Consider the following 25,964-nt stretch of genomic DNA (forward strand, 5'->3'; position numbering starts at 1 on the left):
TCCGGTTACAGCATCAGCAAGCGTGGCATCAACTCATTGAGCACCCGGCTCAATATTTGCAATAAGATTAACACCAGCAACGGAGAGAAGTCCAGGCCTCCCAGCGAAGGTAATACCTTGCGGAACGGTGACAGCAAGGGCTCATTCAATGCACGGATAAAGGGTGCCAGTGGCGCATGTGGATTCACCCAGCTGAAAATTGCTTCAAGCACCAGCAGAGCCATCAAACCATACAGTACCCACTGCAACACGCGAAATACTGCAAGCAGCAAAATTGTGCTGAATGAGACTTCAGATAACAACCAGAAATCCAATACCATCGACAACAACGCAGTCAGAAAAACGCCGACCATCGTTGCCCAATCGTAGCCACGAAATCCCGGCACGACACGTCGTATCGGATGTACCAACCAATCTGTGATTTGAAAAATCGCCTGTGCCAAACCAGCAGGAGGACGGACGCGTTGTACTTGCATCCAGAAACGTAACAGCAAGAATCCGGCAAAAAAGCCAGTCACGATATCGATGACGAAGGTAAAAATTCCATGCAGCACAAGTTATCCTCAAAAAAAACCCACCAGGTGAATCATCACATAGTGGGTATTGTGCCTGAATAAGGTCAGGCAACCAAGTAGCGTAAAATTACGCTGGACGATTGCCAGTCGGGAATGGCCACGCAGCATTCGGGCTGACGACTGTTTTTGCATCAGGAGTCGCTGGCTTCGCTGGTGCAGCTTTTTTCGCCGCTACTTTTTTTGCAGCTGGTTTAGCGGCTGGTTTAGCCGCTGCTTTTGCTGCTGGCTTCGCTGCTACTTTTTTCGCTGCTGGCTTCGCTGCCGCTTTAGCGACGGCTTTCTTCGCTGCTGGTTTGGCCGCTGCTTTTGCTGCTGGTTTCGCTGCTACTTTTTTCGCTGCTGGCTTCGCTGCCACTTTAGCGACGGCTTTCTTCGCTGCTGGTTTGGCCGCTGCTTTTGCTGCTGGTTTCGCTGCTACTTTTTTCGCTGCTGGCTTCGCTGCCGCTTTAGCGACGACTTTTTTCACTGCTGGTTTGGCCGCTGCTTTTGCTGCTGGTTTCGCTGCTACTTTTTTCGCTGCTGGCTTTGCTGCCACTTTAGCGACGGCTTTCTTCGCTACTGGTTTGGCCGCTGCTTTTGCTGCTGGTTTCGCTGCTACTTTTTTCGCTGCTGGCTTCGCTGCCACTTTAGCGACGGCTTTCTTCGCTGCTGGTTTGGCCGCTGCTTTTGCTGCTGGCTTCGCTGCTACTTTTTTCGCTGCTGGCTTCGCTGCCGCTTTAGCAACGACTTTTTTCGCTGCTGGTTTAGCCGCTGCTTTTGCTGCTGGCTTTGCAGCTGCTTTTACTGCCGGTTTAGCTGCTACTTTTTTTGCGACAGCTTTTTTAGCAGTCGTCTTTTTCGCAGCGGCGGAATCGCCCGCTGCCGTTTTTGGTGCTGTTGCCATTTTGTTTCTCCTTCGATAGAGATGGAAAAAATCGGATAAAAATTAAATCCGCTCTATCCTTTCAAGCGGATTATTCATGGGCACAAACATAAACGATGTTTGTGCTAATGAATTCGGCATCGGCTGAACTGCTGCATGCCCTCAATGATGCAGCACTTCAGCCATAAAATTTTCGCTCTGTGATCGTCGTCTGAAACGATCAATCTGCAACGCCCGCGTTCCCTGCGTACGTCAATAATAGTTACAGAACTCAAGGCACAAAGCCAAAAACCGCAATACCCGATTTCGCCAGGTATTGCGGCACTAACAGTACAAGCAATTTAATCTGTGACTGTCCATTCAGTTTGGTGAGGCCTCTCGAGTTTTACATCTCGTGCAAACCTTGAGCATTCCTTTTCAGGAGACCGGGGCGCTTATTCAGCTGCTACTCCCAATTGAGGGCTCCACCGGTTTGATACTCAATCACGCGCGTTTCAAAAAAGTTGCGCTCTTTTTTCAGGTCTATCATTTCGCTCATCCACGGGAAAGGATTTTCTTCCTGAGGGAACAAAACATCAAGACCAATTTGTTGTGCTCTGCGATTTGCGATGAAGCGTAAATATCCTTTGAACATCGGCGCATTTAATCCAAGCACTCCACGCGGCATTGTATCCTCTGCGTAGCGATATTCCAACTCCACCGCGCGCAAAAACAACGATTTAATTTCATCTCTGAATTCCGCCGTCCACAAATGCGGATTTTCCATCTTAATCGTATTAATCAGATCAATCCCGAAATTGCAGTGCATCGATTCGTCACGCAAAATGTATTGATACTGTTCCGCCGCACCCATCATTTTATTCTGACGACCAAGCGCCAGAATCTGCGTAAATCCAACGTAGAAGAACAGTCCTTCCATCAGACACGCAAAGACAATCAGCGAACGCAGCAAAGTCTGATCCGCTTCGGTCGTGCCAGTTTTAAATTCAGGATTCGTCAACACATCGATGAATGGAATCAGAAACTGATCTTTATCACGGATCGATTCGATTTCGTTATAAGCGTTAAAAATTTCGCCTTCATCCAAACCCAGTGATTCAACAATATATTGATACGCATGAGTATGAATCGCTTCTTCAAATGCCTGACGCAACAGATACTGACGGCATTCCGGCGCGGTGATGTGACGATAAGTACCCAGCACAATATTGTTTGCCGCCAGAGAATCTGCCGTCACGAAGAACCCGAGATTACGTGTCACCAAGCGACGTTCATCGTCAGTCAGACCATTTGGATTTTTCCACAATTCAATATCGCGCTGCATATTGATTTCTTGCGGCATCCAGTGATTCGCGCAACCAGCCAGATATTTATCCCATGCCCACTTGTACTTGAATGGTACCAGCTGGTTAACGTCTGTCTGTCCATTAATAATCCGTTTGTCGGCAGCATTCACACGACGCGCAATATCTTCTGCGCTCGCAGATTCGGTCTTTTTGACCAACGCTGGATTCAGCGCAACTTCCTGCAATTGCAAACCAGCTTGTGCATCACTACCTGTTGGCCGCACAGTTGATGGCGCTGCTGGTGTGGCTTCATCGTCCCAAGATAACATTTTTATTCCTTACAAGATGACACTTTATCTTTGCGCATAAGCAAAAATGTGCCGGACATTGCGAACGATGGATAGCTCACATCGTTCGCTGAAAGTTCAATTGATTAGTTCTTTATTTATGTCAGTTACTGCCTGAACACCGACCGCATTACTGACAAGCTTCGCACTCTTCGAAACCAGGATCTCCTGGGCGGAGGTAGCAAGCAGCCCCCTCAGCTTCAGGGGCAACTGCTGGCGCAGCCACCGCCGGCGCAGCACTGAATGCTCCAGCACCACCATCGACCGCAACCGCATTCAACGCACCGGTTTTGGATGTAGATTTTTCTGTATGTGTCGCACCTATCGTACGCAGGTAATACGTCGTTTTCAGACCACGTAACCACGCCAGTTTATAGGTCTCGTCCAGTTTTTTACCGGATGCGCCCGCCATATAGATATTCAGGGATTGCGCCTGATCTATCCATTTCTGACGACGCGACGCCGCTTCCACCAACCACGATGGGCTAATCTCAAACGCAGTCGCATACAGTTCGCGTAAATCTTGTGGAATACGATCAATACGCGCCAGGCTGCCGTCGAAATATTTCAGATCGGCGATCATCACTTCATCCCACAAGCCACGCAATTTCAGATCGCGTACTAAGTGTTCATTAATCTCAGTAAACTCGCCCGATAAATTCGATTTCACATACAGATTCTGATAAGTCGGTTCGATACAAGCTGAGACACCGATGATGTTAGAAATCGTTGCAGTCGGCGCGATCGCGACGCAATTGGAATTGCGCATACCAAATTGCTTGATGCGATCACGTACCACAGTCCAGTCCATGGTTTCAGAGAAATCCGCTTCCAGATAACCGCCACGCTCTTCCGCCAATAACTTCAATGAGTCTTGCGGCAGAATACCGCGATCCCACAACGAACCTTTATAAGAGCTGTAAGTGCCACGCTCTTCGGCCAACTCTGTCGATGCCAGGTAAGCGTAATAGCAAACGGCTTCCATCGATGTGTCAGCAAACTGCACCGCTTCATTCGATGCATATGGCACACGCATCATGTGCAGGCAATCCTGGAAGCCCATGATACCCATGCCAACCGGACGGTGGCGCAGATTCGAATCGCGCGCTTTTTGCACTGCGTAGTAGTTAATATCGATCACGTTATCCAACATACGCATCGCAGTACGGATCGTTTTTTGCAATTTGACGTGATCCAGTTTGCCATTTTTCATGTGTGCTGGCAGGTTGACCGAGCCCAGATTACATACGGCGATTTCGCTTTCGTTCGTATTGAGCGTGATCTCGGTACACAGATTCGACGAGTGCACTACGCCTACATGCTGCTGCGGACTACGGATATTGCAAGGATCTTTGAACGTGATCCAAGGGTGTCCTGTTTCAAACAACATAGACAGCATCTTGCGCCACAGGTCGAGCGCCGGTATTTTTTTAGACAGTTCGATCTCACCGCTGGCGGCTTTGGCTTCGTAAGCGAGGTAAGCGCTTTCAAATGCTTTACCAAATTTATCATGCAGATCCGGTACATCGGATGGGGAGAACAGCGTCCAGTCACCCTTTTCCATCACACGCTTCATGAACAGATCCGGAATCCAGTTGGCCGTATTCATGTCATGCGTACGGCGACGGTCATCACCGGTATTTTTGCGCAGATCGAGGAATTCCTCGATATCCATATGCCAGGTTTCGAGGTAGGCGCAGACTGCACCTTTACGCTTACCACCCTGATTGACCGCAACCGCAGTATCGTTGACGACTTTCAGGAAAGGCACCACGCCCTGAGATTTACCATTCGTGCCTTTGATGTGCGCACCGAGTGAACGCACTGGTGTCCAGTCATTCCCCAGACCACCTGCATATTTTGCCAGCAAAGCATTTTCTTTCAACGCATCATAAATACCGGCCAAATCATCAGAGACAGTAGTCAGGTAGCAGGATGACAATTGCGAACGTTGTGTGCCGGAGTTAAACAGCGTCGGTGTCGAGCTCATGAAATCAAAGCTGGACAACAGGTGATAGAACTCGATTGCCCGAGCATTACGGTCTTTTTCTTCCAACGCCAGGCCCATCGCCACGCGCATATAAAAAGCCTGTGGCATTTCAATACGGGTGCCGCGGACATGCAGGAAATAACGGTCATACAAAGTCTGCAAACCAATATAGCTGAATTGCAGATCGCGGTCAGCGACCAATGCTTTTGCCAGGCGGTCCAGATCAAATTCCGCTAATTTTGTATCCAGTAATTCGGCAGCAATGCCTTTCTGGATAAATTGCGGGAAATAGCGAATGTATTCAGCGGCAGCATCCTGCTGAGCCACCTCTTTACCAAAGACTTCTTTACGTACAGTGTGTAACAGCAAACGGGAAGTCACCTGACTGTAGGCTGGTTCTTTTTCCATCAAAGCACGCGCAGCCAGAATCGCTGATTTATGCAATTCCTCGACAGGCACGCCGTCGTACAGGTTCTTCAATGTTTCAGTCAGGATCGCTTCTGCATCCGCCAGTTTGTCGAGACCAACGCAGGCAGCAGTAATGAGGGCACGAACTTTTTCAATGTCGAGAATGACTTTTTCACCGTCAATAATCACATGGATTTGCGGCAGTTTTGCCTGTGAAGCTTGTTGCGCTTCGCGTTGCAGGCGGCGTTCTTCCTGATGTTTGGCACGATACAAAACATAAGAACGGGCAACATCATGCTCACCGGACCGCATCAGCGCCAGCTCAACCTGATCCTGAATATCTTCAATATGAAATGTGCCACCAGTTGGCTGTCTGCGCAACAATGCTGCGACAACCGTCGAAGTCAATTGCTCAACGAGTTCACGGATACGGGCAGAGGCGGCGCCCTGACCACCGTTAACGGCCAAAAACGCCTTCGTCATTGCGATCGCAATTTTTTGCGGTTCAAAACCAACTACGGCACCATTACGACGAATTACCCGGTGCTCGCTGAATCCGCTGCCAGCACTCGCCTGAACGGCGTTACCGCCTGCGGAGCTTAGGTCGGAATGAGATGGTGTTGATGTTTCCATTGAAGAGTGCATTGAACCTCCAGAGTCGGTGATATCTTGAGTCGCTCATGACTTCAGACGATCATGAAACGCTCGGGTTAACTGAATGTTGCGCCTTATTACAAACTAGCTTTACACGGCAAATGGCCGTGTTATTTCTTCATTTTTAAATCAATTGCTGCTAAAAAGGGGAATGTGAAGCAAGAAAGGTAAAACAAGAAAAACTACTATATATAGTGCACAAATAATTTATAGCCCTAATTCTAGTACCCGACGCTAAGGTGTGCAACCGCTTTATTTGCTAATTTTTCAGTAATTTTTTTTGTGCAGCGATTGACTTTCGCAGATGATCAGAAATCTGCAGCAAGCTGAGTAAGTGAGTGCTAACAGAAAATAGTCACACTACTTAAAGGATATTTATCTATCGGTTTTCAGCATCAGTGTCGCCAATCCTGCAACAGGGCGAAGCAGATCTTAGGGAGGAAGCGAAGTGAAAATGGCCGCATGCTGACCATACCGTCGTCCGCATGAAAGCGGGGGCAAAAACGCAGCTTGAATTTCCGGAAAAACTAATCCTGAATTTTTAATTTCTGTATTTGGTAACGCAATTGTCTGAAGCTGACACCGAGCAGCTCTGCCGCCTGAGTCCGGTTATGTCGGGTCTGCTCCAAAGCCCGCATAATCAGTTCGCGTTCGATATTCTCAAGATATTCAGGCAAGGAACAAGGAAGCTTCGGAGGAGAAAAAACATCTTCATCTTTCGGGGATATAGTCTCAGTAACCAGCTGCTCAGACTGTACAACATCATCAACATGCTGTTCCATTGGCGTTTTTTTATTATTGCGCAACGCCAGATCGACCAATTGTATACAACCATCATTGGCAAACGCGAGTGCACGCTCGAGTATGTTTTCCAGTTCACGGACATTGCCAGGGAAATCATAAGCACGTAAAGCCTGCAATGCCGCTGGCGACAAGGTGACATCACCACCAGCGAGCTTACGTAATATCGCAGCAGATAAATCAGCAATATCATCAAGACGCTCACGCAACGGTGGCAAGTGCAGCTCAATGACATTTAAGCGGTAATACAAGTCCTGCCGGAATCGACCTTCGTCTACGCAGGTACTCAGATTCTGGTGGGTGGCACTGATAATCCTGACATCAACAGCCTCTTCCAGCGTCGCGCCAACTTTGCGAATACGGCGTTCCTGTATTGCACGCAACAACTTCACCTGCATCGCCAGCGGTAAATCTGCGACCTCATCCAGCATCAGCGTGCCACCATTCGCCGCCTGAAAAAATCCTTCGCGATCATCTGCCGCCCCGGTAAAAGCGCCTTTGCGATAACCGAAAAATTCCGCTTCCATCAATGTCTCAGGAATTGCCCCACAATTAACCGCAATAAACGGCTTGCCAGCGCGCGAACTGGATGTATGAATTTCTCGTGCGGCCAGCTCCTTACCGCTACCGGATTCCCCGGTAATGATGACCGGTGCCATGCTACGCGCCAGACAGCTGATTTGCGCACGGACTTCCTGCATACCTGACGATGAACCAATCAGAAACGAGGTTGGCGTCATTGCACACACATCGGACGCGACTTCTGGTTCGGCATTGACCAGATTTATTTCCAGCGCCGAACGCACCAGTTTGCGTAAATGATCGAGAGCAACGGGCTTTGATACATAATCAAACGCCCCGGCCTTCAGAGCAATCACCGCATTATCAGTGCTGCCAAAGGCCGTAATCACCGCGATGGGGGTGTTTTTATAATGAAGATTAACCTCTTCCACTAACTCCATTCCCGATCCATCAGGCAAACGCATGTCAGTCAACACCAAGGAGTAGCAGTTTTTAGCCAGCAGCGTTCTCGCAATATCCAGATTTTCGGCGCTATCAACATCCAGCCCCATTTTAATCAGCGTGATCTCTAACAACTCGCGCAAATGCGCCTCATCATCAACCACCAGAATGCGTGGACAAGTGTTGCCGCCAATGTTGCTCATGCGTTCAATCCAGAAAAATTAATCACGAAACGCCCCTTAGGCTCACTGTCTTCAGCATCGCTGTGATCGACACGATATTCATAATCTAGCAAGGCTTTGTTATTCAGACATAATTCCCGCGCCATATACAAGCCCAGACCAGTTCCCATCCGGGATGTCGTATAAAAAGGTTCGAATAAATGTGCACGGACTTCAAAACTGATAGCAGGACCATCATCCTGAATATGCAACTCCTGCCGACCACCAGGATTTATCATTGCATACAAACGAATGCTGCCAGAGCGACCGCTTGCATACCGGACTGCATTCGACAGCAAGTTTGAAACAATTTCAGTCAAATGGCCAGGATCGAAACTGACTTTGAAATCAACATCATGAGCAACGGCGATCAGATCGGGGGCGACTTTTTTTATCTCGACAAAATCCTGTACGCACTGGCTCACCAGCGGCATCAGGAAATAAGGCTCGACATCATTGCGTGCCTTACGTGAGAGTTTCAGAATATCTTCGATCAACTGATTTAAACGTCCGACATTATCGTCAACAATTTTTAAGAGACGTTTTGCCTGCTCTTTATTGTCTTCTATGTGAGCAATATCTTCGTTTAACAAAGAGGCCGCATAAGAAATGGACGACAGCGGATTTCTGACTTCGTGCGCAATACTGGCGGTCAGACGCCCCATCGAGGCTAGTTTCAATTGCTGCGCATGATTCTCAATATCCGACACATCCTGCATAAAAATAACGGTGTAATCATTCGCTGACGCCTGCAGACCAGTTTCATTCGCATCTTTGACGATAATCATCCGCAATTTTAGATGCGTGACAAAATGCGGTCGCTCTGATCTGAAACCAAAACTACTGTGTTCAAAACCTGAGCGCGGTATCGCGGAGCCGGAAACACTTCCTTTACTTTCATCCAGGTAGCAGGGAATAGACACAAATGAAATCTCATCTTCTAATTCTCTGGGTGCCTTACCCGCATTTCGGATCTGGATATCCGCCAAAGTGTCCGCCATAGGACGCAAAGCGATGACATCTGCCAATTTGATACCAATCATGTCTTTTTTGAGATTTCCGCCAAGCATACGTTCTGCGGCCGGATTCATTTCAAACATGCGCCCGGAATGATCAAGCACCAGTATTCCGTCATCCATATCCGCGATCACCAGACGATTGATCGCCTGCTGCATTGCTAATTCATTTCCACGCAATGCTGCGAGTTGTTCCTGGCGGATAAGATTACTCGCGAGACGATTCACCACATACACAACAGCAAAATAGGAGGCACCGAACAGACCCGCCTGCGAAACCAGACTACCATCATCTAACTCAAGGGAACGGTACATTCCTTCGCTCAACAACAACAAACTGACAAGCGAGCAGAAAAAGAAAGCCCACAATAACGGCGCCAGAATCGAAACGCCCGCCAGAGGAAACAAAAATAAGATATTAAAGCCACCACGCCCGCCGCCGGAGCCGAGATAAAGCAAGGAAATAATGATGATGTCGAGCGTAATCTGCGACAGCAGTTGCAAAATAAAATGCCGCGTGTGCACGACTTTGAGTATCGTAAAGCCCAGACTGGAAATTAAGTAGGCGGTACAAATATCAATGGCAAACACATGGGAAAATACCCAGATGTCTTTGTTGCTGCGTAAATTGAGCAGCAACAAAAGACTGATGGCAATGATGACCCGGGAAATATTCAGGGTTTGCAGAGATCGCCAGAACGAGGGCGTCGGCTCAGGAAAAACAGAAAAAGTCGCTGCCATGGGCTCAGCTTATTTCTGAACTAATGCAAATCAGCGTGCGCTGAAGAACAATAGGTTTGTTGGCCCCGGATAACGGCTTCAGAAGCGGGTAAATAAATCTGACAATGCGCACAGCAAACCATGGTTTCTGCCGGCGTAGTGGCTGTCGCCGGCATATCAAATGAAGAAGCGTCGGATGCCGTCTCCGCATTCCGGCTGCGCATGCTGTCCTGCGTCATAGGTCTGGCTTTTTTACGTATCGCCAGAATGACCAACACCGCCAATACCAGCCACATCAGCAATTTCATACCATACTCCTGTGCAACACCACTTCCAGCACGAAACGACTGCCGACATACGCCAGCAATAAGGTCAGGAAACCGGACAAGGTGAAGTTCAATACAGTTTTTCCACGCCAGCCGCGCCACCTGCGCCCCACCAGCAAGATGGCAAACAACAGCCACGACAATAATGACAGGATGGTTTTGTGATCCCACTTAAATGCCACGCCCAGCACCTGCTCGGAAAACACAATGCCAGATAATACGGTCAGGCTGAGTAATACAAATCCGACAGAAATCAGTCTGAACAAAACCTTTTCCATCGTCAGCAAAGCTGGCAATTTATCAATCACCGCGCTCAGCCATGGTTGCAAAGTGCGTGAACGCAATTTATGCAAATGTTTATCTTGCAGACTCATGATCGCCGCATGAAACGCCGCGATAGTCAATGTGCTGTAGGCCAGCAATGCGATGCTGACATGCCAAGGAAACATCGCTGTTTTCCCCGTCAGTGCAATCACTGCACCCGGGAAAAATACAGGCAGGATAGAAAATCCTGCGGCAGGCGGAAATAACAAAAACTTCAAGCCATCGAGTGAAAAATTACGATTCTCTATCAGATACACAGAAACGGTCACCCATAGCGCCGCCGATAACATGGTCGCAAAACCGATACGTAAAGCATCATCCGCAAACACTGCCAGCCATAATGAGGCGGCATGCAGCAACCACGCAAGGACGCTGACCCCGGCACCAACGATGCGCTGTGGGAACGGAACAAAAACAGCGGCCAGATAGAGAACGACCACCAGAAAAGATAAATAGATTTGCATCAGCTAAGTTTACACCATGTCGCCTTAAAAATTGACGTTCGCTTGCATACTGACTGTATTTCCGACGCCAACGGGAAATTGAAATACCTGAATAATCCCGGAACAAGCGATTGCATCAGGTTTATTTGCAGAAAATTGCAGAAATTAGACGTTAATTTGAACTTTTCAGATTTTTTCGCGACTAAACTCGCTGGGTCCAGTATTCATATACTGAGCCAAGGGATAGACTCACTTCGTTTTCTCACTTTTCAATAATAAAACTATGAAAAAGACACTCATTACGCTGGCAGTTCTGAGCACAGCCTCAGTCGCCTACGCCGACGAAGGCATGTGGATGCCACAACAGCTGCCACAAGTAGCTAAAGAGCTGAAAGCCGCCGGTTTAAAATTGGATCCGGCAACTTTAACCAAACTGACAGAATTCCCTATGGGTGCCATCGTCAGCCTGGGCGGTTGTTCAGCTTCTTTTGTTTCGCCGCAAGGCCTGGTTGCAACCAACCACCATTGCGTCTATGGCAGCGTGGCGTACAACTCCAAGCCTGAGCGCAATCTGCTGGCGAATGGTTTCCTGGCCAATACGCTGGCAGAAGAATTACCGGCTGCACCTGGCTCACGTATTTTTGTTACTAAAGAAGTCACTAACGTTTCTGACAAAATCATCAGCAAGGATGTTGCCAAACTGGAAGGCAAAAAGCGTGTTGACGCGATAGAGAAAAATTCCAAAGCCCTGGTTGCCGAATGTGAAAAAGATGCCGGCCATCGTTGCAATGTCTATCCATACTATGGCGGTCTTGAGTTTTACATGATCAAACAGATGGAAATCCGCGACGTCCGTCTGGTGCATGCACCTGCCGAAGGCGTAGGCAAATTCGGTGGCGACACTGATAATTGGATGTGGCCACGTCACACCGGCGACTACGGTTTCTACCGCGCGTATGTCAGCAAAGATGGCAAAGCCGCTGACTACAGCAAAGATAACGTTCCTTACGTTCCTAAACATTACCTGAAACTGGCAAAAGACGGCTTATCTGAAGGCGATTTCGTCATGGTACTGGGCTACCCTGGCCGCACCAACCGTCACCGTCTGCCATCTGAAGTCGCGTACACATTTGACTGGAGCTATCCGGCATTCGTCAAAGCTTCCGGTGAGTCACTCGCGATCATCGCGAAAGAGACCGCCAATGATCCTGACGCCAAGCTGAAATATGCGAGCCAGGTTGCCGGTATCAACAACTACTACAAAAACCGTCAGGGCATGCTCGACAGTTATGCTGGCAGCGATTTTCTTGCCCGCAAAACCAAAGAGCATGAAGAGTTGAAAGCATGGGTTAATAGCAATCCGGCTCGAGCAAAAGAATTTGCCAGCGACATTGCGGATGTAGAAAAACTGATCGCTCAGCGCGATGCACAAGGCAAACGTGAATTTTTCCTCGACCGTTCGTATCCACGTCTGCTGAGCACTGCCCGCAGTCTGTATCGTCTGGCAAATGAAACGACGAAACCGGATGCTGAGCGCAAAGCTGGTTTCCAGGTTCGCGACCTGCCACGCTTTAAAGCAGGTGTAGAAGCAGTTGAGCGCAACTATGTAGAGAAGGTCGATAAAGCACTGGTACTGAACAGTCTGAGCCAATACGCTGCACTGTCAAAAGATCAGCGCAGCGCCAACTTCGATGCGGCAATTGGCATCAAAGACGGCATGAGCGAAGCTGACCTGAAAACCTTGCTGGATAATTTGTATGCTGGCAGCAAACTGGGCGATAAAGCGACACGTGCAGCCTGGCTGAATGCCAAACCTGAAGACTTCAAAACCAGCAACGACAGCTTCATCAAAGCTGCGGTAGCAATGTATGAAGGCGGCCTGAAACACGAAGCGGAAGACGAAGAGCTGGCAGGTAAAATCCAGCAAGCCTATGCCAACTACATGAAAGCAAAAATCGCCTTCATGAAGAGCAAAGGACAAGCGGTTTACCCTGATGCGAACAGCACATTGCGTGTCACGTTCGGTAAAGTGGCTGGTCGCGATCACGGCACAGCCGATGGCCTGGCATGGTCTGCATTCACGACAGTCAACGGTATTCCTCCAAAAGCCACAGGCCAGGGAGAATTCAATGCGCCTGCTGCTCAGTTAGCCGCAATCAAAGCCAAAGACTTCGGAAAATATGTTGATCCTAAGTTGAAAGCAGTGCCACTCGCCTATCTGGCAACACTCGATATCACTGGTGGCAATTCCGGTTCTGCTGCGCTGAATGCAAAAGGTGAATTCATCGGACTGGCCTTTGACGGCACGCTCGATTCCATCATCTCTGACTGGGATTACAACAAAGCCAATACACGCTCGATTCAGGTCGATCTGCGCTACATGTTATGGCAAATGAAACATGTCGATAAAGCAGACAAACTGATTAAGGAAATGGGCGCGGAATAATACGCCTTGCTCCTCACCAAAAGCCACGCAATCAGCGTGGCTTTTTTTTGTTGCACATGATTGCCGACGATGCCCCGCAAAGACCTATCCTGCATACAGCACAGCCTATCGTTTCCTTGACTTTCTCTGCTTATTTCATACATTGATATAAATTCTGTGCAACAGTCATTCCCCTCGCGGATGCCCGCTGCACGAGTTCACTGATTGGTGAGCAGTCAGACTGACACCGATATCCATCAAAGCACAATAAGGATAAGGACGAGACATTATGAATCTGCTGAATCTGGGAAAAATGCCATTTTCATTTCATGGCGGCTGGGATACGGTGAGTAAAATTCACCCTTCTGTCATCCGTAGTTTTCTGTTGCTGGTGTTGCCATGCTCATTGATACCGCCGCTGGCGTTGCTGTATGCGGGCAGCCATCATGCGGCCTTATACTGGGTTGATGCGCCTTACCTGCGCTGGCTTGATGTGGCTGCCGTGTTTCTGGTCATGGAATTACTGACGGTACCGCTGATGGGCTGGCTGATTCGTAAGCTGGCGAGCGATCATCAGGTGACGATGGACTTTCAGGATAGTTTTCTTCTGGCCAGCATTACTGCAGTGCCGATGTGGTTATCCAGTCTGGGCTTGTTATCCGCCGATCTCTGGCTGGTGATCGCCTGCGTGATTATGGGTCTGATATTGGCGGCCAGCGTGCTATATCACGGCCTGTATGCGATTTTAAAATTAGAAGATACCGTTGATGCGCAAGTCATGGGCTACAAAATTTTCTCTTTCGGTGGCATCGTCTGGATCATGCTCTGCAGTTTCGTTGCATTGCCACTGATGTGGTAAAACCTGCCACCACGCGGGCTAACACGCGTTAGCTCGTCAGCGTCTTCTCCTGAAGCCGGACATGCTGCATCTCAGCCAGCGTGTCCGGTTTCGTATTACCGGATACTCCCCCCTCTTTATTCTCAAACCGCCTGATTGTCAGCATCAATAAAGGCCTGCTCAGATACTCCCCCGGAGTATCTTGATAAGCCAAAAGCTGCCACGCCTCCGGCATTTGCCTTGCCGCGTCTAGTTCCAATGACGAATAGACGCACACTCCCCCACCCCTTAGCATCCTCAGGGTCATTCGGGAGAGCAATCATGAAACGCAGAACCTTCATCTTCACCAGCCTGGTCCTCAGCAGCGGACTGGTATTGCCGGCGTCGGCACAAGTGAATAACATCAGTGATGCGATCAATAAAGCCGGGCGACAGCGCATGCTGGCGCAGCGATTGGCGAAAGCCTATCTGCAATTAGGCATGGATATCGATGCCGATCACGCCAGAAAAATTCTGGATCAGTCCTTATCCGTATTTGATCGTCAACTGGTGGAATTACGGACCTTCGCGCCGAATCCGGATATCAAATCGCGCCTGAGCGAAGCCGAAAAAATCTGGCTCGATTACAAGCAATTATTGGTAGGAAAAGCGCCCAACAAGACTGATGGCAAAAGCATCCTCGTATCGAGCGACAAGCTGATGCAACTGGCCGATGACAGCACACTGCAGCTGGAAAAACTTGCCGGAAACAGCAGCGGAAAATGGGTCAACCTCGCCGGTCGGCAAAGGATGTTGTCGCAGAAAATGGCCAAGCTTTATTTAGGCCGGCAATGGAATGTTGCGCCAGCCGACGCCAGCACGCTGCTCGACAGCGCCCGCAGAGAATTCGTCGCGGCCCAGAACGCGTTGAAGAACGCCCCCGTCAACACCGCAAAAATTAAAGATGAGCTGGAACTGGCGCAGCAACAATGGCTATTTTTCGACCTTGCCCTGCAACAAGCGGATGATGCTAAAACCCGACATCAGTCTGCCATCAATGTTGCCACCAGCAGTGATCGCATTCTGGAACAAATGGATAAAGTCACCGGCCTGTATCAGCAACTCAGCTAAATACTACGCGCGCACGGTTTTGTTATCCGCGCCACTCACTTAATTAAGCTGATATTTTTTGAGCTTGTCGTACAGAGTTTTTTTTGGAATACCAAGACTGTCGGCTGCCAGCGCGACATTCGACTGATGTGTACGCAGCGCCTGTGCGATCAGCGAGGCTTCGATCGCCTCCAGTTTTTTTGGCAAACTGTTCGCATCCGGCAGTGGCTGTTTATCAGTCGCATTTTCGCTTACATGTTCACTCTCGTTCGGACTCTCCATATCAGCCACACCGAGCACCAGCTTGTCTGCAAAATTGCGCAGTTCACGCACATTACCAACCCAATCACGTTGCTGCCAGAGCTGCATTTCGGTCGCACTCCATTCCGGCAGCGAGCGTTGAAAACGCTGTGCCGCTCCTTGTAAAAAATGCGCCAGCAACAGCGGAATATCTTCGCGTCTGTCATTCAGGCGCGGCAGATAGACATGCACGATCGCCAGGCGGAAATACAGATCTTCACGGAATTTATTTTCTGCGCTCAGCGCCAGCAAATCAGTTTTGGTTGCGGCGATAATCCGGCAATCGAGTTCGATCAGATGGTTGCCACCTAAGCGTTCCAGTCGGCGTTCCTGCAACACTCGCAGCAGTTTGACCTGCATCGCCAATGGCATGCTTTCAATTTCGTCGAGGAAGACCGTACCACCGTTAGCGTATTCAAGCTTACCGATACGACGTTTTTGCGCGCCAGTAAAAGCGCCCGCCTCATGCCCGAAAATTTCACTTTCAAATACGGATTCAGGCAGTGCGCCGCAATTGATCGCGACAAATGCGCCCGCCCGTCCACTCGCCAGATGCAACTGGCGCGCCACCACTTCTTTACCGGTACCGGTCGCGCCGTGAATCAGCACGTCGGCTGGTGTCGGCCCGATATTACGGATGAAATGGCGGATTTTTTCGATTGCCGCTGATTGCCCGATCAGCTCGGGCATCGCTGGGCGATTTGCCAGCGTTTGTTTCAGTTGCTGATTTTCCAGCACCAGACGGCGTTTTTCCTGCGCGCGCAAACAGGTATTGAGCAAGCGCTCGGCAGAGAATGGCTTTTCTATGAAATCATACGCACCGGCGCGCATCGCCTCTACCGCCATGCTGACGTCGCCATGTCCGGTAATCACGATCACCGGTAAATCTTTATCGGCAGCGACCAACTCGCCCAGTAAATCCAGCCCGGATTTTCCCGGTAAACGCACATCCGTCACCACGATCCCACTAAAGCCTGCGGACAAATGCGTCTGTGCCGCTTCGGCGCTGGCAAAAGCCGCGACACTGAAGCCACCCAGTTCCAGCGTCTGCGTGGTCGCCAGACGCACGGCTTGTTCATCTTCAATTAATACGACCGACAAAACAGACACAATGATTTCCTCTTCTATCTCTCTATGACGCTGATGATTCTGGCTGCAAATGCCAGGAAAATCAGATACTCCCCCATCATTTTAACTTTTTCAGCCTAATCTCAAGGAAAACAAAGGGGGTAAAAATATACTCCCCCCAGTATTATTTCGGCAAAATTATTCCGGCAAAACGGGCAAGCGAATCACGAACTGGGCACCGCCCTGACTATGATTGCCTGCATGCAGGCTGCCATTCATCGCCTGCACAATAGAAGACGAAATCGCCAGACCTAATCCCAAGCCTTTACCGCTGGGCTTGGTGGTGAAAAACGGTTCAAACAAATGGGTAATCACGTCTTCTGGCAAACCGGCGCCGCTGTCGATAATCTGCAGACTGATGTGCGCCTCATTTAATTCCAGCAGCACCTCAATTTTTTTTACCGGCGCTGTTTCCACTGCATCCAGCGCATTTCTGAGCAGATTGATCAAGACCTGTTCTATCCGCACACTGTCGCCCAGCACCAGCACCTTCTCTGGCATCGCCAGTTGTACCTCCACCTGAAGTCGCTCAATATCGCTCTGCAACATCGCGATGGATGCATGCACCGCAGAACACACATCGACCGCGCCCAGTTGCCCGCTGCTCTTTCTGGCAAATCCTTTGAGCTGAGCGATGATGGAACCCATGCGTGCGCTGGCATCACTGATATGCTGCAAGTTCGCTACCGCCTCATCGGTTTTGCCGCGCTGCAGATAGGTCGCCGCGTTGTCGGCAAACGCGCGGATGGCGGTCAGCGGTTGATTCAGTTCGTGGGTGATTCCTGCTGCCATTTGCCCCAGCATCGCCAGCTTTCCGGTCTGCACCATTTCATTCTGCGTCGAACGCAGCACTTGCTCTGTCGTCTGCAATTTATAGAACTGCTCTTCGAGTTGTGTATTGGCAAGCATTAAATCACCAGTGCGCTGCGCAATTTTTAATTCGAGTTCATCGGCGGCGCGCTGTAAAGCAATTGCCGCCGCTTGTCGTTCCTCGATACGGCGCCGGCGCTGATAATAAACACCGGCAACGGTCGCTGCGAGCACCAGCAACAACATAGAAATCACCGCTGCCTGCACACCTGCCTGCACCACTTTACTTTCATCAGGAAACAACATCAGTTGCCAGCCAAGGCGACCTATCGGACGAGTCAGATAATCACCAAAGCCAGCCTGATCTTTTTTGGGCAGGCTACTGATGGCCGTAACCGGCTTACCGGAATATTGCAAAGTCGCCTGAATATCACTCAACACATCTTTATCCAGCAAACGCAGACTGCGATAACGCCACTCGTCGCGGTTACTTAAAAATATCACGCCATTGCGATCAGTCAGCGCAATAGGTTCATTATTGCTGCGCCAGGATTTCTGAAATTCATCCAGACTGATCTTGACCGTAATCACACCGACAGGCGCACTGTGCCCGCGTTGCGCAGCCGACGCATACACCGGTTGGGAAATAAAATAGCCGGGAATACTGGTGGTGTTACCGACCGCATAAAAGTGGCCTGACGAGCCACTCTTCGCCATCGCATCCTGATAATAAGGACGGAAGCTGAAATTTTTTCCTATGTAACTTTGCGCACTGTTCCAATTGCTGGCAGCGATCGTCATTCCCTGCGCATCCATCAGGTAAATCGCGGCAATTTTTGCCTGCTGCTGCATATCCTGCAGCGTCAGATTTAATTGCTGCACCAGCGCTTTATCAGCAGGGTTCGCCAGTACCTGTGCAGCTAACGGCAGATACGAAATTGAGTATGGCAAAGTCTCGTAGCGCTCAAGCACCGATTCCAGATCCAGTGCAATAATCTGCAGCTGTCTGTCACCGGCCAGACGGATTTCACTTTTTTCTTTTTGTGCGAAAAATAAATACGCAAAAAAAATCAGCGCCACACTACATGCCGCACTGAGACACATAGTAATGATGCGCTGATGAGAGTTCATATGTTATTCAATAACCTGCTTTTGCCATCGCAGTGATGGGATGACGGGCATGTTTAATCGACGGCAGCCATTTTCAGTTCATCATTATGATGACGTTGCTGCTCTTCCATGACGAGCTGTCCGAGTTCACGTTTCAAGGCGTTGAATTCAGCCGCAGACGGGTCGCGCAAACGTGGCAGGTCGATCAGAATATCTTTCTTCACGGTGCCCGGACGATAAGTCATGACGATAATCCGGTCAGCAAGATAAATCGCTTCTTCGATACTGTGCGTCACAAAAATAATGGTCTTTTTCAACTCAGCCCAGAGACGCAGCAATTCATCCTGCAGATTACGGCGGGTCAGTGCATCAAGTGCACCGAACGGTTCATCCATCAACATGATCGGTGAATCCAGCGCCAGCACACGCGCAATCGCAACCCGCTGACGCATCCCACCGGACAAATCTTTCGGAAAGCGATGTTTGAAATCAGCCAGACCCAGCATCTCAAGTAACTTACTGACGCGTGAGGCAATATCGGCTTTTCCCATGCCTTTAATTTCCAGTCCGAAAGCGATGTTCTGCTCGACTGTCATCCAGGGAAATAACGCGTATTCCTGAAACACCATGCCGCGATCAGGGCCGGGTTCTGTGACATTTTTTCCATTCGCAATTATGCTGCCGGACGACGGTAAAGAAAAACCGGCAATCGCATTCAGCAAAGTTGATTTACCGCAACCGGAAGGACCAAGCAGACAAACAAACTGCCCTTCGGGAATTTCCAGATTAATGTCGCGCAGGGCGACGACTTCTTTGTCTGCAGTCTTGAAGATTTTATTGACCGCATTCACTTTGATATGTGTAGGATTCATCTCAGTTCTCCAATCCACGGTGCCAGCGCAGCAAATAGTTATTTAATTTATTCATCGCCAGATCAATTGCCAGACCCAGCATACCGATACTGATCATGCCAGCGATAATTTTGTCCGACCAGAAATACTCACGCGCTTCGAGAATCCGGAAACCCAGACCATTATTCACCGCAATCATTTCAGAAACGATCACGACAATGAAAGCGGTACCGATACCGATACGCACCCCCGATAAAATATACGGCACAGCGGCAGGCAACATCACCCGCACAAACATCGTGGTCTGACTGGCACCGAGATTGCGGGCCGCGCGGATATAAATCCCATCAACATGACGCACACCGGCAATCGTATTCATCAATACCGGAAAAAACGCGCCGATCGCAATCAGGAAAATGGCCGGTGGATTACCGAGTCCGAACCACAGAATAGACAAAGGAATATATGCAATCGGCGGAATCGGGCGCAGGATCTGCATCAAAGGATTCATCCAGGCATAGACGCGCTGGCTAGATCCCATCGCCAGCCCCAGCGGTAATGCAAGCCCGGCACCGACAACAAAACCAACCAGCACACGATACATACTACCGATGGTGTCACGAACCAGTTCACCGGAAAATGCCCATGACAAACGACTCATGGTTGCCGGGTCGTAGGCTTCCAGCGGCAATGCATACTCTATCCATTTTTTCACCACGGCGACCGGTGAAGGTAATACTTGCGGATTGACCCAGCCATTGCTGGTGACGATTTGCCAGATCGCGATGAGGATGGCGGGCACAATCAGACCCGCGCCAATTTCACGCCATTTGAATTTCATTTGTTGTCCTTAGAAAAGAGAAACAGAAGCAGCGTCAGGGACGGGCCAAAGACTTGCTTCTGTTCTGGATGTTACAGGCTGATGCTGTGCCAGGAGTACCATGGTTTACCGGTACTTATTTAATGTTCAGACTTTTCTTCGCTTGCTCAAGCAAATCTGTTTTGACCCATTCTTTTGCTACTGGCGGCTTACTCATTTTACCGATGCCGTATTTTTGCATCAGATCTGTGGTGACCTGAATATGCTCGACAGACATATCGTAAGAGTAAGGTGAATTGCCTATCGCATTCACAAAGTCTTCATGGCTGACCTGACCTTTGAACATACTTTCACGCACATATTTTTCTGCCAGATCTTTGTTGTCGATAAAGGCTTTTGTCGCCTCAACAAAACAACGCATGAATTTTTCCGCGACAGGGCGACGCTCTTTGTAGAATTTCTCTGTCATCACCATCGCACGTACCGGTTCACCCAGCGGTGTATCGTAAGGCTTGATGACTTCTTTACCAAAGCCCTTGCCAATCGACTGTGAAGAGTAAGGTTCAGACTGCATCATCGCATCGATATTTTTACCCAGCAAAGCCTGATTCAGATCAGGAAAACCGAGGTAAATGATCTGCACATCTTTACCCGGCTGATCGGAATATGTGAGCCCATTCTGCGACAACTCAGCAGCCAGCAAAATATCCTGAATACCACCGCGCGTGACACCCACTTTTTTGCCCTTCAGATCCTTGACCGTTTTTACGCTGAGATCGGCACGCGCCACAAGGCGCGCTCCGCCTTTAGCAAAACCAGCCACCACATAAATTGGTGTACCGCTGGCGCGACCAGAAATCGCCGCTTCAGAAGAGACTGCACCAACGTCCAGCTCACCGGCAATCACTGCCTGCATCGCATCGAGGCCTTTGGAAAAGACGCGCTCTTCCACTTTCAGACCGCATTTCGGTGCGATTTCTTTGATGTAGGATACCGCACCATAATGGGCGAATTTGAGGTTACCGAGACGGACAACTTCCTGTGCCTGAGCACTGCCAGCCAATGCCAGAGGGATCACGGCGGCCATCGTCAATACTTTCTTCAGCATACTATCTCCTTATGATTTTTTCGATAACGTTGATGTCAACACGGATCTATCAGCACAGATCGTGCCAGTAACGCAACTCACGTAAATAATTGATTCCATTAGACCTCCGTCAATAATTGGCTGCAGACAGTCTGAATATTCAGAAAAAAATGCCGGAATCTTCTGAGACTCCAGCATTGCATCGGCGTTGCTTCACTTGTACCTTCGCTTTCCAGCCCGTCCGAGACGTAGCAGAAACGAAGGTAGTTTCGCTGAAGATCAGCGCAAAAATTTCTTGTCGCGATTGATAATCGTCAATTCAACGAATTCACTGCCGCTATGATCTTTCTCACCATAGGTCAACAAAATGCCGCCGATATCATTTTTATGCATCGATTCCAGCGCCCGCACAAAGCCATCGCGCGTCAGGCCGCGACCGCTTTTCTTCAAGCCCTCGACCAGCACTTTCGCAGACACGAAGCCTTCCATTGCGGAATAAGACTCTGGTACCGTCGTTCCCTTCGTCACCTGCTTGAATTCCTGACCCAGTTGCGTCGCCAGATTCGGCGCTGGCATCACTTGTGACACCATAATGCCCACAGCGTGCGGGCCCAGACTGTCAATAAATCCTTGTGTCGCGTTATTCGATAAAGTCATGATCTGCGCGGTGTTGCCACCGGTACGCAAGGATTTGATGATATCCGCAGTAACGGGAGCTGCACCGACAATGATCAGGGCTTTTGCATTCGACGCCTTTACCGCATGAACCACCGCAGCCACATCGGGTTTTAAACGGTCAAACTTAATCGTTGCTGCCGGTTTCAGCTTAAAGCTGTTTTCCGCTGCCAGAAAACCTTCTAAGGCATCATGTCCGAAACTGTCGTCAATATGAATGATGCCAACTTCTTTCAAGCCTATCGTGGAAAACTGCTCGACCGCCTTTCTGACCTCGTCCTGATATTTCGCCCGCACATTGAATACGTAACGATGCAAAGGCTGATGCATCACTACCGCGCCGGTACTCGGGGCAATCAGCGGAATTTTATGTTCGTTCAACAGCGGAAATAAAATCTCAGATGTCGGTGTGCCACGGCTTTGGAACAATGCAAACACGTGGTCTTTTTTAATCAGCGTTTCCGCATTTTTATAGGCCTGGGTCGGATCAAATTTATCATCCAGAGTGATGAGTTCAATTTTCCGGCCATTCACACCACCGTTTTTATTCACATAAGCAAAGTAGGCATTTGCACCGGCCTGCATTTCTTTGACAGCTCCGGCAATCGGGCCGGTGACACCGACGGTTTGTCCTAACAATATCGTTGAATCTGTCACACCATCTTCAGCCAAAGCGATCGCACTGGTGAAGAGGGCGACCACGCTCAGACTGAGCCCGGCAATCAGATGATTCAAATTTTTTTTGCGCATAATAGTCTCCGAAAAAAATAACAGGTTATGACGTCAGCGCTCCATAACTCATAACAAAAAATATAAAAACCAAATCACAATCAGGGCAAAATCCTGATGGATCATAAAAGAATCAGCGTAAGAAACGCTTGTCACGTCCAATCATGGTCAGCTCCACAAATTCGCTGCCAGTGTGGTCTTTTTCTGAATACGTCAGTGTCAGCCCGCCGAGGTCTAAGCGTTTAATTGATTCTAACGCCCGGATCAATCCCTCTCTTGTCGGGTTTTTACCGGCACGACGCAAACCTTCGACCATCACTTTGGCAGAGACAAATCCTTCCATTGCCGCATACGATTCTGTTACATGATGCTCTTTCGTAACTTGCCGGAACTCTTGCCCCAACTGGCTGGACAACAGATGCGGTGCAGGTACGATCTGCGACACCATAATGCCAGTGGCATGTTTACCCAGAGAATCAATAAAAGACTGCGATGAATTATTCGATACCGCCATGATCTGTATCGCACTGCCGGCATCACGTATGGCATTGATCAACTCCGCTGTCGTCGTTCCAGACGTCACCAGAATTAAGGCCTTGCCCGCGCTTTGAACGACGCTGGCAGCGACCGCTTTAATATCCGGTTTGGCTCTGTCGTAAGAAATGATGGAGACCGGTTTCAGCTTGAATTGCTGCATCGCGCTTTGAAACCCTTCCAGTCCATCTTTCCCAAAACTGTCATCAACGTGAACTAAAACAATATCTTTCAGGCCGATGGTGGCAAATTGCTCGACGGCCTTTTTCACTTCATCCTGATATTTGGCTCGGACATTAAACACGTAATGATTGACAGGCGTATGAAATGTCACCGCACCAGTTGAAGGGGCAATCAGCGGAATTTTATGTTCTGCCAGCAAAGGCAGTATCGCTTGCGTATGCGGTGTACCACGACTCTGGAACAATGCAAATACGTGCTCTTTCTTGATCAGCGTATCTGCATTGCTCAGCGCCAGCGCCGGATCAAATTTATCATCAAGCGTCTTTACTTCAATTTTGCGGCCATGCACCCCACCGTTTTTATTAACGTAGGCAAAATAGGCGGCGGCGCCTGCCATCATTTCTTTAACAGGGCCTGCAATTTGCCCGGTCACGCCTATCGTCTGCCCCAGCAAAATAGTGGAATCCGTCACGCCCTCCTCTGCGTTTGCATGCAAAGTAGAGAAGAACGTGCCGACGGCGAGCAAACCGACAACAAACAAACGGCGCGATAGATTTTTTTTCATTTGATTTCCAGCTTTTCAATGGACTTGGGGGTTTTACAATTTCGCAGCAAAGACAATAAAATAATTACCGTAAAGAAATATAATTATCAGGCCAAAGCAGATTTTATTCCCAGGAAAAATGTAAGTAAAAACCGGTGACACTGATCTGTGTCAGCAAAGAAATATCCCCAACAGAAATGAATCCGTTCCGATTTTACAGAATAGTTCATGTAAACATTCTGATTTTACGGAACATCTGCATTTCAGCCACAAGCTTTTCTATGAATTCGCAGAGCCACTGCGGTGATCAGGTAAAATGGCGGATTGTTTTGCTCCGAGCGACTGACCGTCACCGGGCAATCGCTTTCAATTTGCTTTTTACCCAAGAAATTCTACTCGTTCGCTATGCTTGATAACCTTACCCAGCGCCTCGCCAAAGTCGTGAAGACTATGCGTGGCGAAGCCAGACTGACCGAATCCAACACTGCCGACATGCTGCGCGAAGTACGCATGGCATTGCTGGAAGCGGACGTTGCCTTGCCTGCAGTACGCGAACTGATCGCCCGCGTTAAAGAAAAAGCGATGGGCGAAGAAGTAATCTCTTCACTGACTCCAGGCCAGGCATTGGTCGGCATCGTTCAGAAAGAACTTGCTGTATTGATGGGAGCTGACCTCGGCGAAGAAGCCTCGCAACTCAGTTTCGCCTGCCAACCACCAGCAATTATTCTGATGGCGGGTTTGCAAGGTGCCGGTAAAACGACCACCGTCGGTAAGCTTGCCAAATATCTGCGCGAACAGAAAAAGAAAAAAGTGCTGACCGTTTCAGCCGACGTTTATCGTCCGGCCGCGATTGGCCAGTTGCAAACTGTGACCGGGCAAGTCGGTGCCGACTTTTTCCCGTCCACGCCAGATCAAAAGCCTGTCGATATCTCCTTAGCCGCTCTCGATTACGCAAAAAAACATTATCACGATGTGTTGATCATCGATACCGCCGGTCGTCTTGGTATTGATGAAGCGATGATGCAGGAAATTGCCGCGGTACATGCCGCAGTCAAACCTATCGAAACTTTATTCGTCGTTGATGCAATGCTGGGACAGGATGCCGTCAATACCGCCAAAGCATTTAATGACGCGTTGCCGCTGACAGGTGTCGTGCTGACCAAGCTCGATGGTGATTCACGCGGTGGTGCCGCGTTATCGGTACGTTATGTGACGGGCAAGCCGATTAAATTTGTCGGTGTTGCAGAAAAACTGGATGGCCTTGAAGCCTTTGATGCGACCCGCATGGCCAGCCGCGTGCTCGGCATGGGCGACATCATGGCGCTGGTCGAATCGGCACAAAAAGGGATGGACGTCGCCGCTGCGCAGAATCTGGCGCACAAAATCAAAGACGGCGGCAAGTTCGACATGAACGACTTCAAAATGCAAATATCGCAAATGAAGAATATGGGCGGACTATCCGGACTGATGGATAAATTGCCAGCACAAATGCAACAGGCCGCCGCCGGTGCGAATATGGATCAGGCAGAAAAATCCGTGCGCCGCATGGAAGGGATCATCAATTCCATGACGCCGCTAGAACGCGCGAAACCAGAGCTGATTAAAGCCTCGCGCAAACGCCGCATTGCGACCGGTGCCGGTGTGCAAATACAAGAAGTCAACCGCATGCTGGCGCAATTTGAACAAATGCAGTCCATGATGAAAAAATTGCGTGGCGGCGGCATGATGAAAATGCTGCGCGGAATGAAGGGCATGATGCCAGGAAAACGCTGATTTTCCACCGTCACCCTGAGGTTACAAAAATGGCCGTATCAGAGGTAAAACCCTGCTGATACGGCTTTTTTTTTGGATAGAAATCCAACGAAGCAGCATTTACTGCATTTTTTCTTAAAAAACGCACAAAAA

19 protein-coding genes are annotated in these 25,964 nt (G+C 49.3%); 4 read left to right on the top strand and 15 right to left on the bottom strand.

What is annotated here, in order from left to right:
- Nucleotides 1-5: 5 nt before the first annotated feature.
- The 8 genes from KDM87_RS11260 to KDM87_RS11295 form a co-directional block, all read right to left on the bottom strand.
- Nucleotides 6-554 (bottom strand): YggT family protein, encoded by a 549-nt coding sequence (locus tag KDM87_RS11260; protein WP_212679146.1) that lies wholly within the window; start codon nucleotides 552-554, stop codon nucleotides 6-8.
- An 88-nt stretch (nucleotides 555-642) separates the two neighbouring features.
- Nucleotides 643-1,458 carry a histone gene (locus KDM87_RS11265; RefSeq protein ID WP_212679147.1) on the bottom strand — a complete coding sequence of 272 codons (816 nt, stop codon included), beginning with the start codon at nucleotides 1,456-1,458 and terminating at the stop codon, nucleotides 643-645.
- 424 nt (nucleotides 1,459-1,882) lie between these two features.
- Nucleotides 1,883-3,052, bottom strand: a complete 1,170-nt coding sequence (locus KDM87_RS11270) for a ribonucleotide-diphosphate reductase subunit beta (protein WP_212679148.1) — start codon at nucleotides 3,050-3,052, stop codon at nucleotides 1,883-1,885.
- Nucleotides 3,053-3,200: 148 nt separating this feature from the next.
- Nucleotides 3,201-6,113, bottom strand: a complete 2,913-nt coding sequence (locus KDM87_RS11275) for a ribonucleoside-diphosphate reductase subunit alpha (protein WP_212679149.1) — start codon at nucleotides 6,111-6,113, stop codon at nucleotides 3,201-3,203.
- Nucleotides 6,114-6,649: 536 nt separating this feature from the next.
- Nucleotides 6,650-8,089 (bottom strand): sigma-54-dependent transcriptional regulator, encoded by a 1,440-nt coding sequence (locus KDM87_RS11280; protein WP_212679150.1) that lies wholly within the window; start codon nucleotides 8,087-8,089, stop codon nucleotides 6,650-6,652.
- Nucleotides 8,086-9,864 carry a sensor histidine kinase gene (locus KDM87_RS11285; RefSeq protein ID WP_212679151.1) on the bottom strand — a complete coding sequence of 593 codons (1,779 nt, stop codon included), beginning with the start codon at nucleotides 9,862-9,864 and terminating at the stop codon, nucleotides 8,086-8,088. The genes KDM87_RS11280 and KDM87_RS11285 overlap by 4 nt, the downstream gene beginning before the upstream one ends.
- Nucleotides 9,865-9,884: 20 nt before the next feature.
- Nucleotides 9,885-10,151, bottom strand: coding sequence for a PP0621 family protein (locus tag KDM87_RS11290; protein ID WP_212679152.1), 267 nt, complete (start codon nucleotides 10,149-10,151; stop codon nucleotides 9,885-9,887).
- Nucleotides 10,148-10,957: a cytochrome C assembly family protein gene (locus KDM87_RS11295; RefSeq protein WP_212679153.1), complete on the bottom strand. Its 810-nt coding sequence runs from the start codon at nucleotides 10,955-10,957 to the stop codon at nucleotides 10,148-10,150. Before KDM87_RS11295 ends, KDM87_RS11290 begins: the two co-directional genes overlap by 4 nt.
- 262 nt (nucleotides 10,958-11,219) lie before the next feature.
- Here KDM87_RS11295 and KDM87_RS11300 point away from each other — a divergent pair, with 262 nt between their 5' ends.
- From KDM87_RS11300 to KDM87_RS11310, 3 genes are all read left to right on the top strand, one after another.
- Nucleotides 11,220-13,382: a S46 family peptidase gene (locus KDM87_RS11300; protein ID WP_212679154.1), complete on the top strand. Its 2,163-nt coding sequence runs from the start codon at nucleotides 11,220-11,222 to the stop codon at nucleotides 13,380-13,382.
- 268 nt (nucleotides 13,383-13,650) lie between these two features.
- Nucleotides 13,651-14,220, top strand: a complete 570-nt coding sequence (locus KDM87_RS11305; protein ID WP_212679155.1) for a YIP1 family protein — start codon at nucleotides 13,651-13,653, stop codon at nucleotides 14,218-14,220.
- Nucleotides 14,221-14,520: 300 nt separating this feature from the next.
- On the top strand, nucleotides 14,521-15,309 hold the full coding sequence (locus KDM87_RS11310) for a type IV pili methyl-accepting chemotaxis transducer N-terminal domain-containing protein (RefSeq protein WP_212679156.1): 789 nt from the start codon (nucleotides 14,521-14,523) through the stop codon (nucleotides 15,307-15,309).
- A 39-nt stretch (nucleotides 15,310-15,348) separates the two neighbouring features.
- Here the strand turns inward: KDM87_RS11310 and KDM87_RS11315 are convergent, their stop codons facing one another.
- The 7 genes from KDM87_RS11315 to KDM87_RS11345 all read right to left on the bottom strand — a co-directional run bounded on the left by KDM87_RS11315 (nucleotide 15,349) and on the right by KDM87_RS11345 (nucleotide 24,080).
- Nucleotides 15,349-16,689 carry a sigma-54-dependent transcriptional regulator gene (locus KDM87_RS11315; protein WP_230407735.1) on the bottom strand — a complete coding sequence of 447 codons (1,341 nt, stop codon included), beginning with the start codon at nucleotides 16,687-16,689 and terminating at the stop codon, nucleotides 15,349-15,351.
- Between the two features lie 165 nt (nucleotides 16,690-16,854).
- Nucleotides 16,855-18,657, bottom strand: coding sequence for a sensor histidine kinase (locus KDM87_RS11320; RefSeq protein ID WP_212679157.1), 1,803 nt, complete (start codon nucleotides 18,655-18,657; stop codon nucleotides 16,855-16,857).
- Between the two features lie 53 nt (nucleotides 18,658-18,710).
- Nucleotides 18,711-19,508, bottom strand: a complete 798-nt coding sequence (locus KDM87_RS11325) for an ABC transporter ATP-binding protein (protein ID WP_212679158.1) — start codon at nucleotides 19,506-19,508, stop codon at nucleotides 18,711-18,713.
- A gap of 1 nt (nucleotide 19,509) precedes the next feature.
- The gene (locus tag KDM87_RS11330; protein WP_212679159.1) at nucleotides 19,510-20,328 is read right to left on the bottom strand and encodes an ABC transporter permease; all 819 of its coding nucleotides are present in this window, start codon (nucleotides 20,326-20,328) and stop codon (nucleotides 19,510-19,512) included.
- A gap of 115 nt (nucleotides 20,329-20,443) precedes the next feature.
- Nucleotides 20,444-21,415 carry an ABC transporter substrate-binding protein gene (locus tag KDM87_RS11335; protein ID WP_186897064.1) on the bottom strand — a complete coding sequence of 324 codons (972 nt, stop codon included), beginning with the start codon at nucleotides 21,413-21,415 and terminating at the stop codon, nucleotides 20,444-20,446.
- Nucleotides 21,416-21,673: 258 nt separating this feature from the next.
- A complete protein-coding gene (locus KDM87_RS11340) occupies nucleotides 21,674-22,819 on the bottom strand; it encodes an ABC transporter substrate-binding protein (protein ID WP_212679160.1) in 1,146 nt (381 codons plus the stop codon).
- Nucleotides 22,820-22,931: 112 nt separating this feature from the next.
- Complete coding sequence (locus KDM87_RS11345; RefSeq protein ID WP_212679161.1) at nucleotides 22,932-24,080, bottom strand: ABC transporter substrate-binding protein; 1,149 nt, start codon at nucleotides 24,078-24,080, stop codon at nucleotides 22,932-22,934.
- Between the two features lie 384 nt (nucleotides 24,081-24,464).
- Between KDM87_RS11345 and ffh the strand changes: the two genes are divergently transcribed.
- Entirely contained in the window at nucleotides 24,465-25,832 is a 1,368-nt protein-coding gene (ffh, locus tag KDM87_RS11350) for a signal recognition particle protein (protein WP_212679162.1), read from the top strand.
- Nucleotides 25,833-25,964 lie beyond the last annotated feature (132 nt).

It is taken from the genome of Cognatundibacterium rivi (genome assembly GCF_018139565.1).
Lineage (GTDB): Bacteria > Pseudomonadota > Gammaproteobacteria > Burkholderiales > Burkholderiaceae_D > Undibacterium > Undibacterium rivi.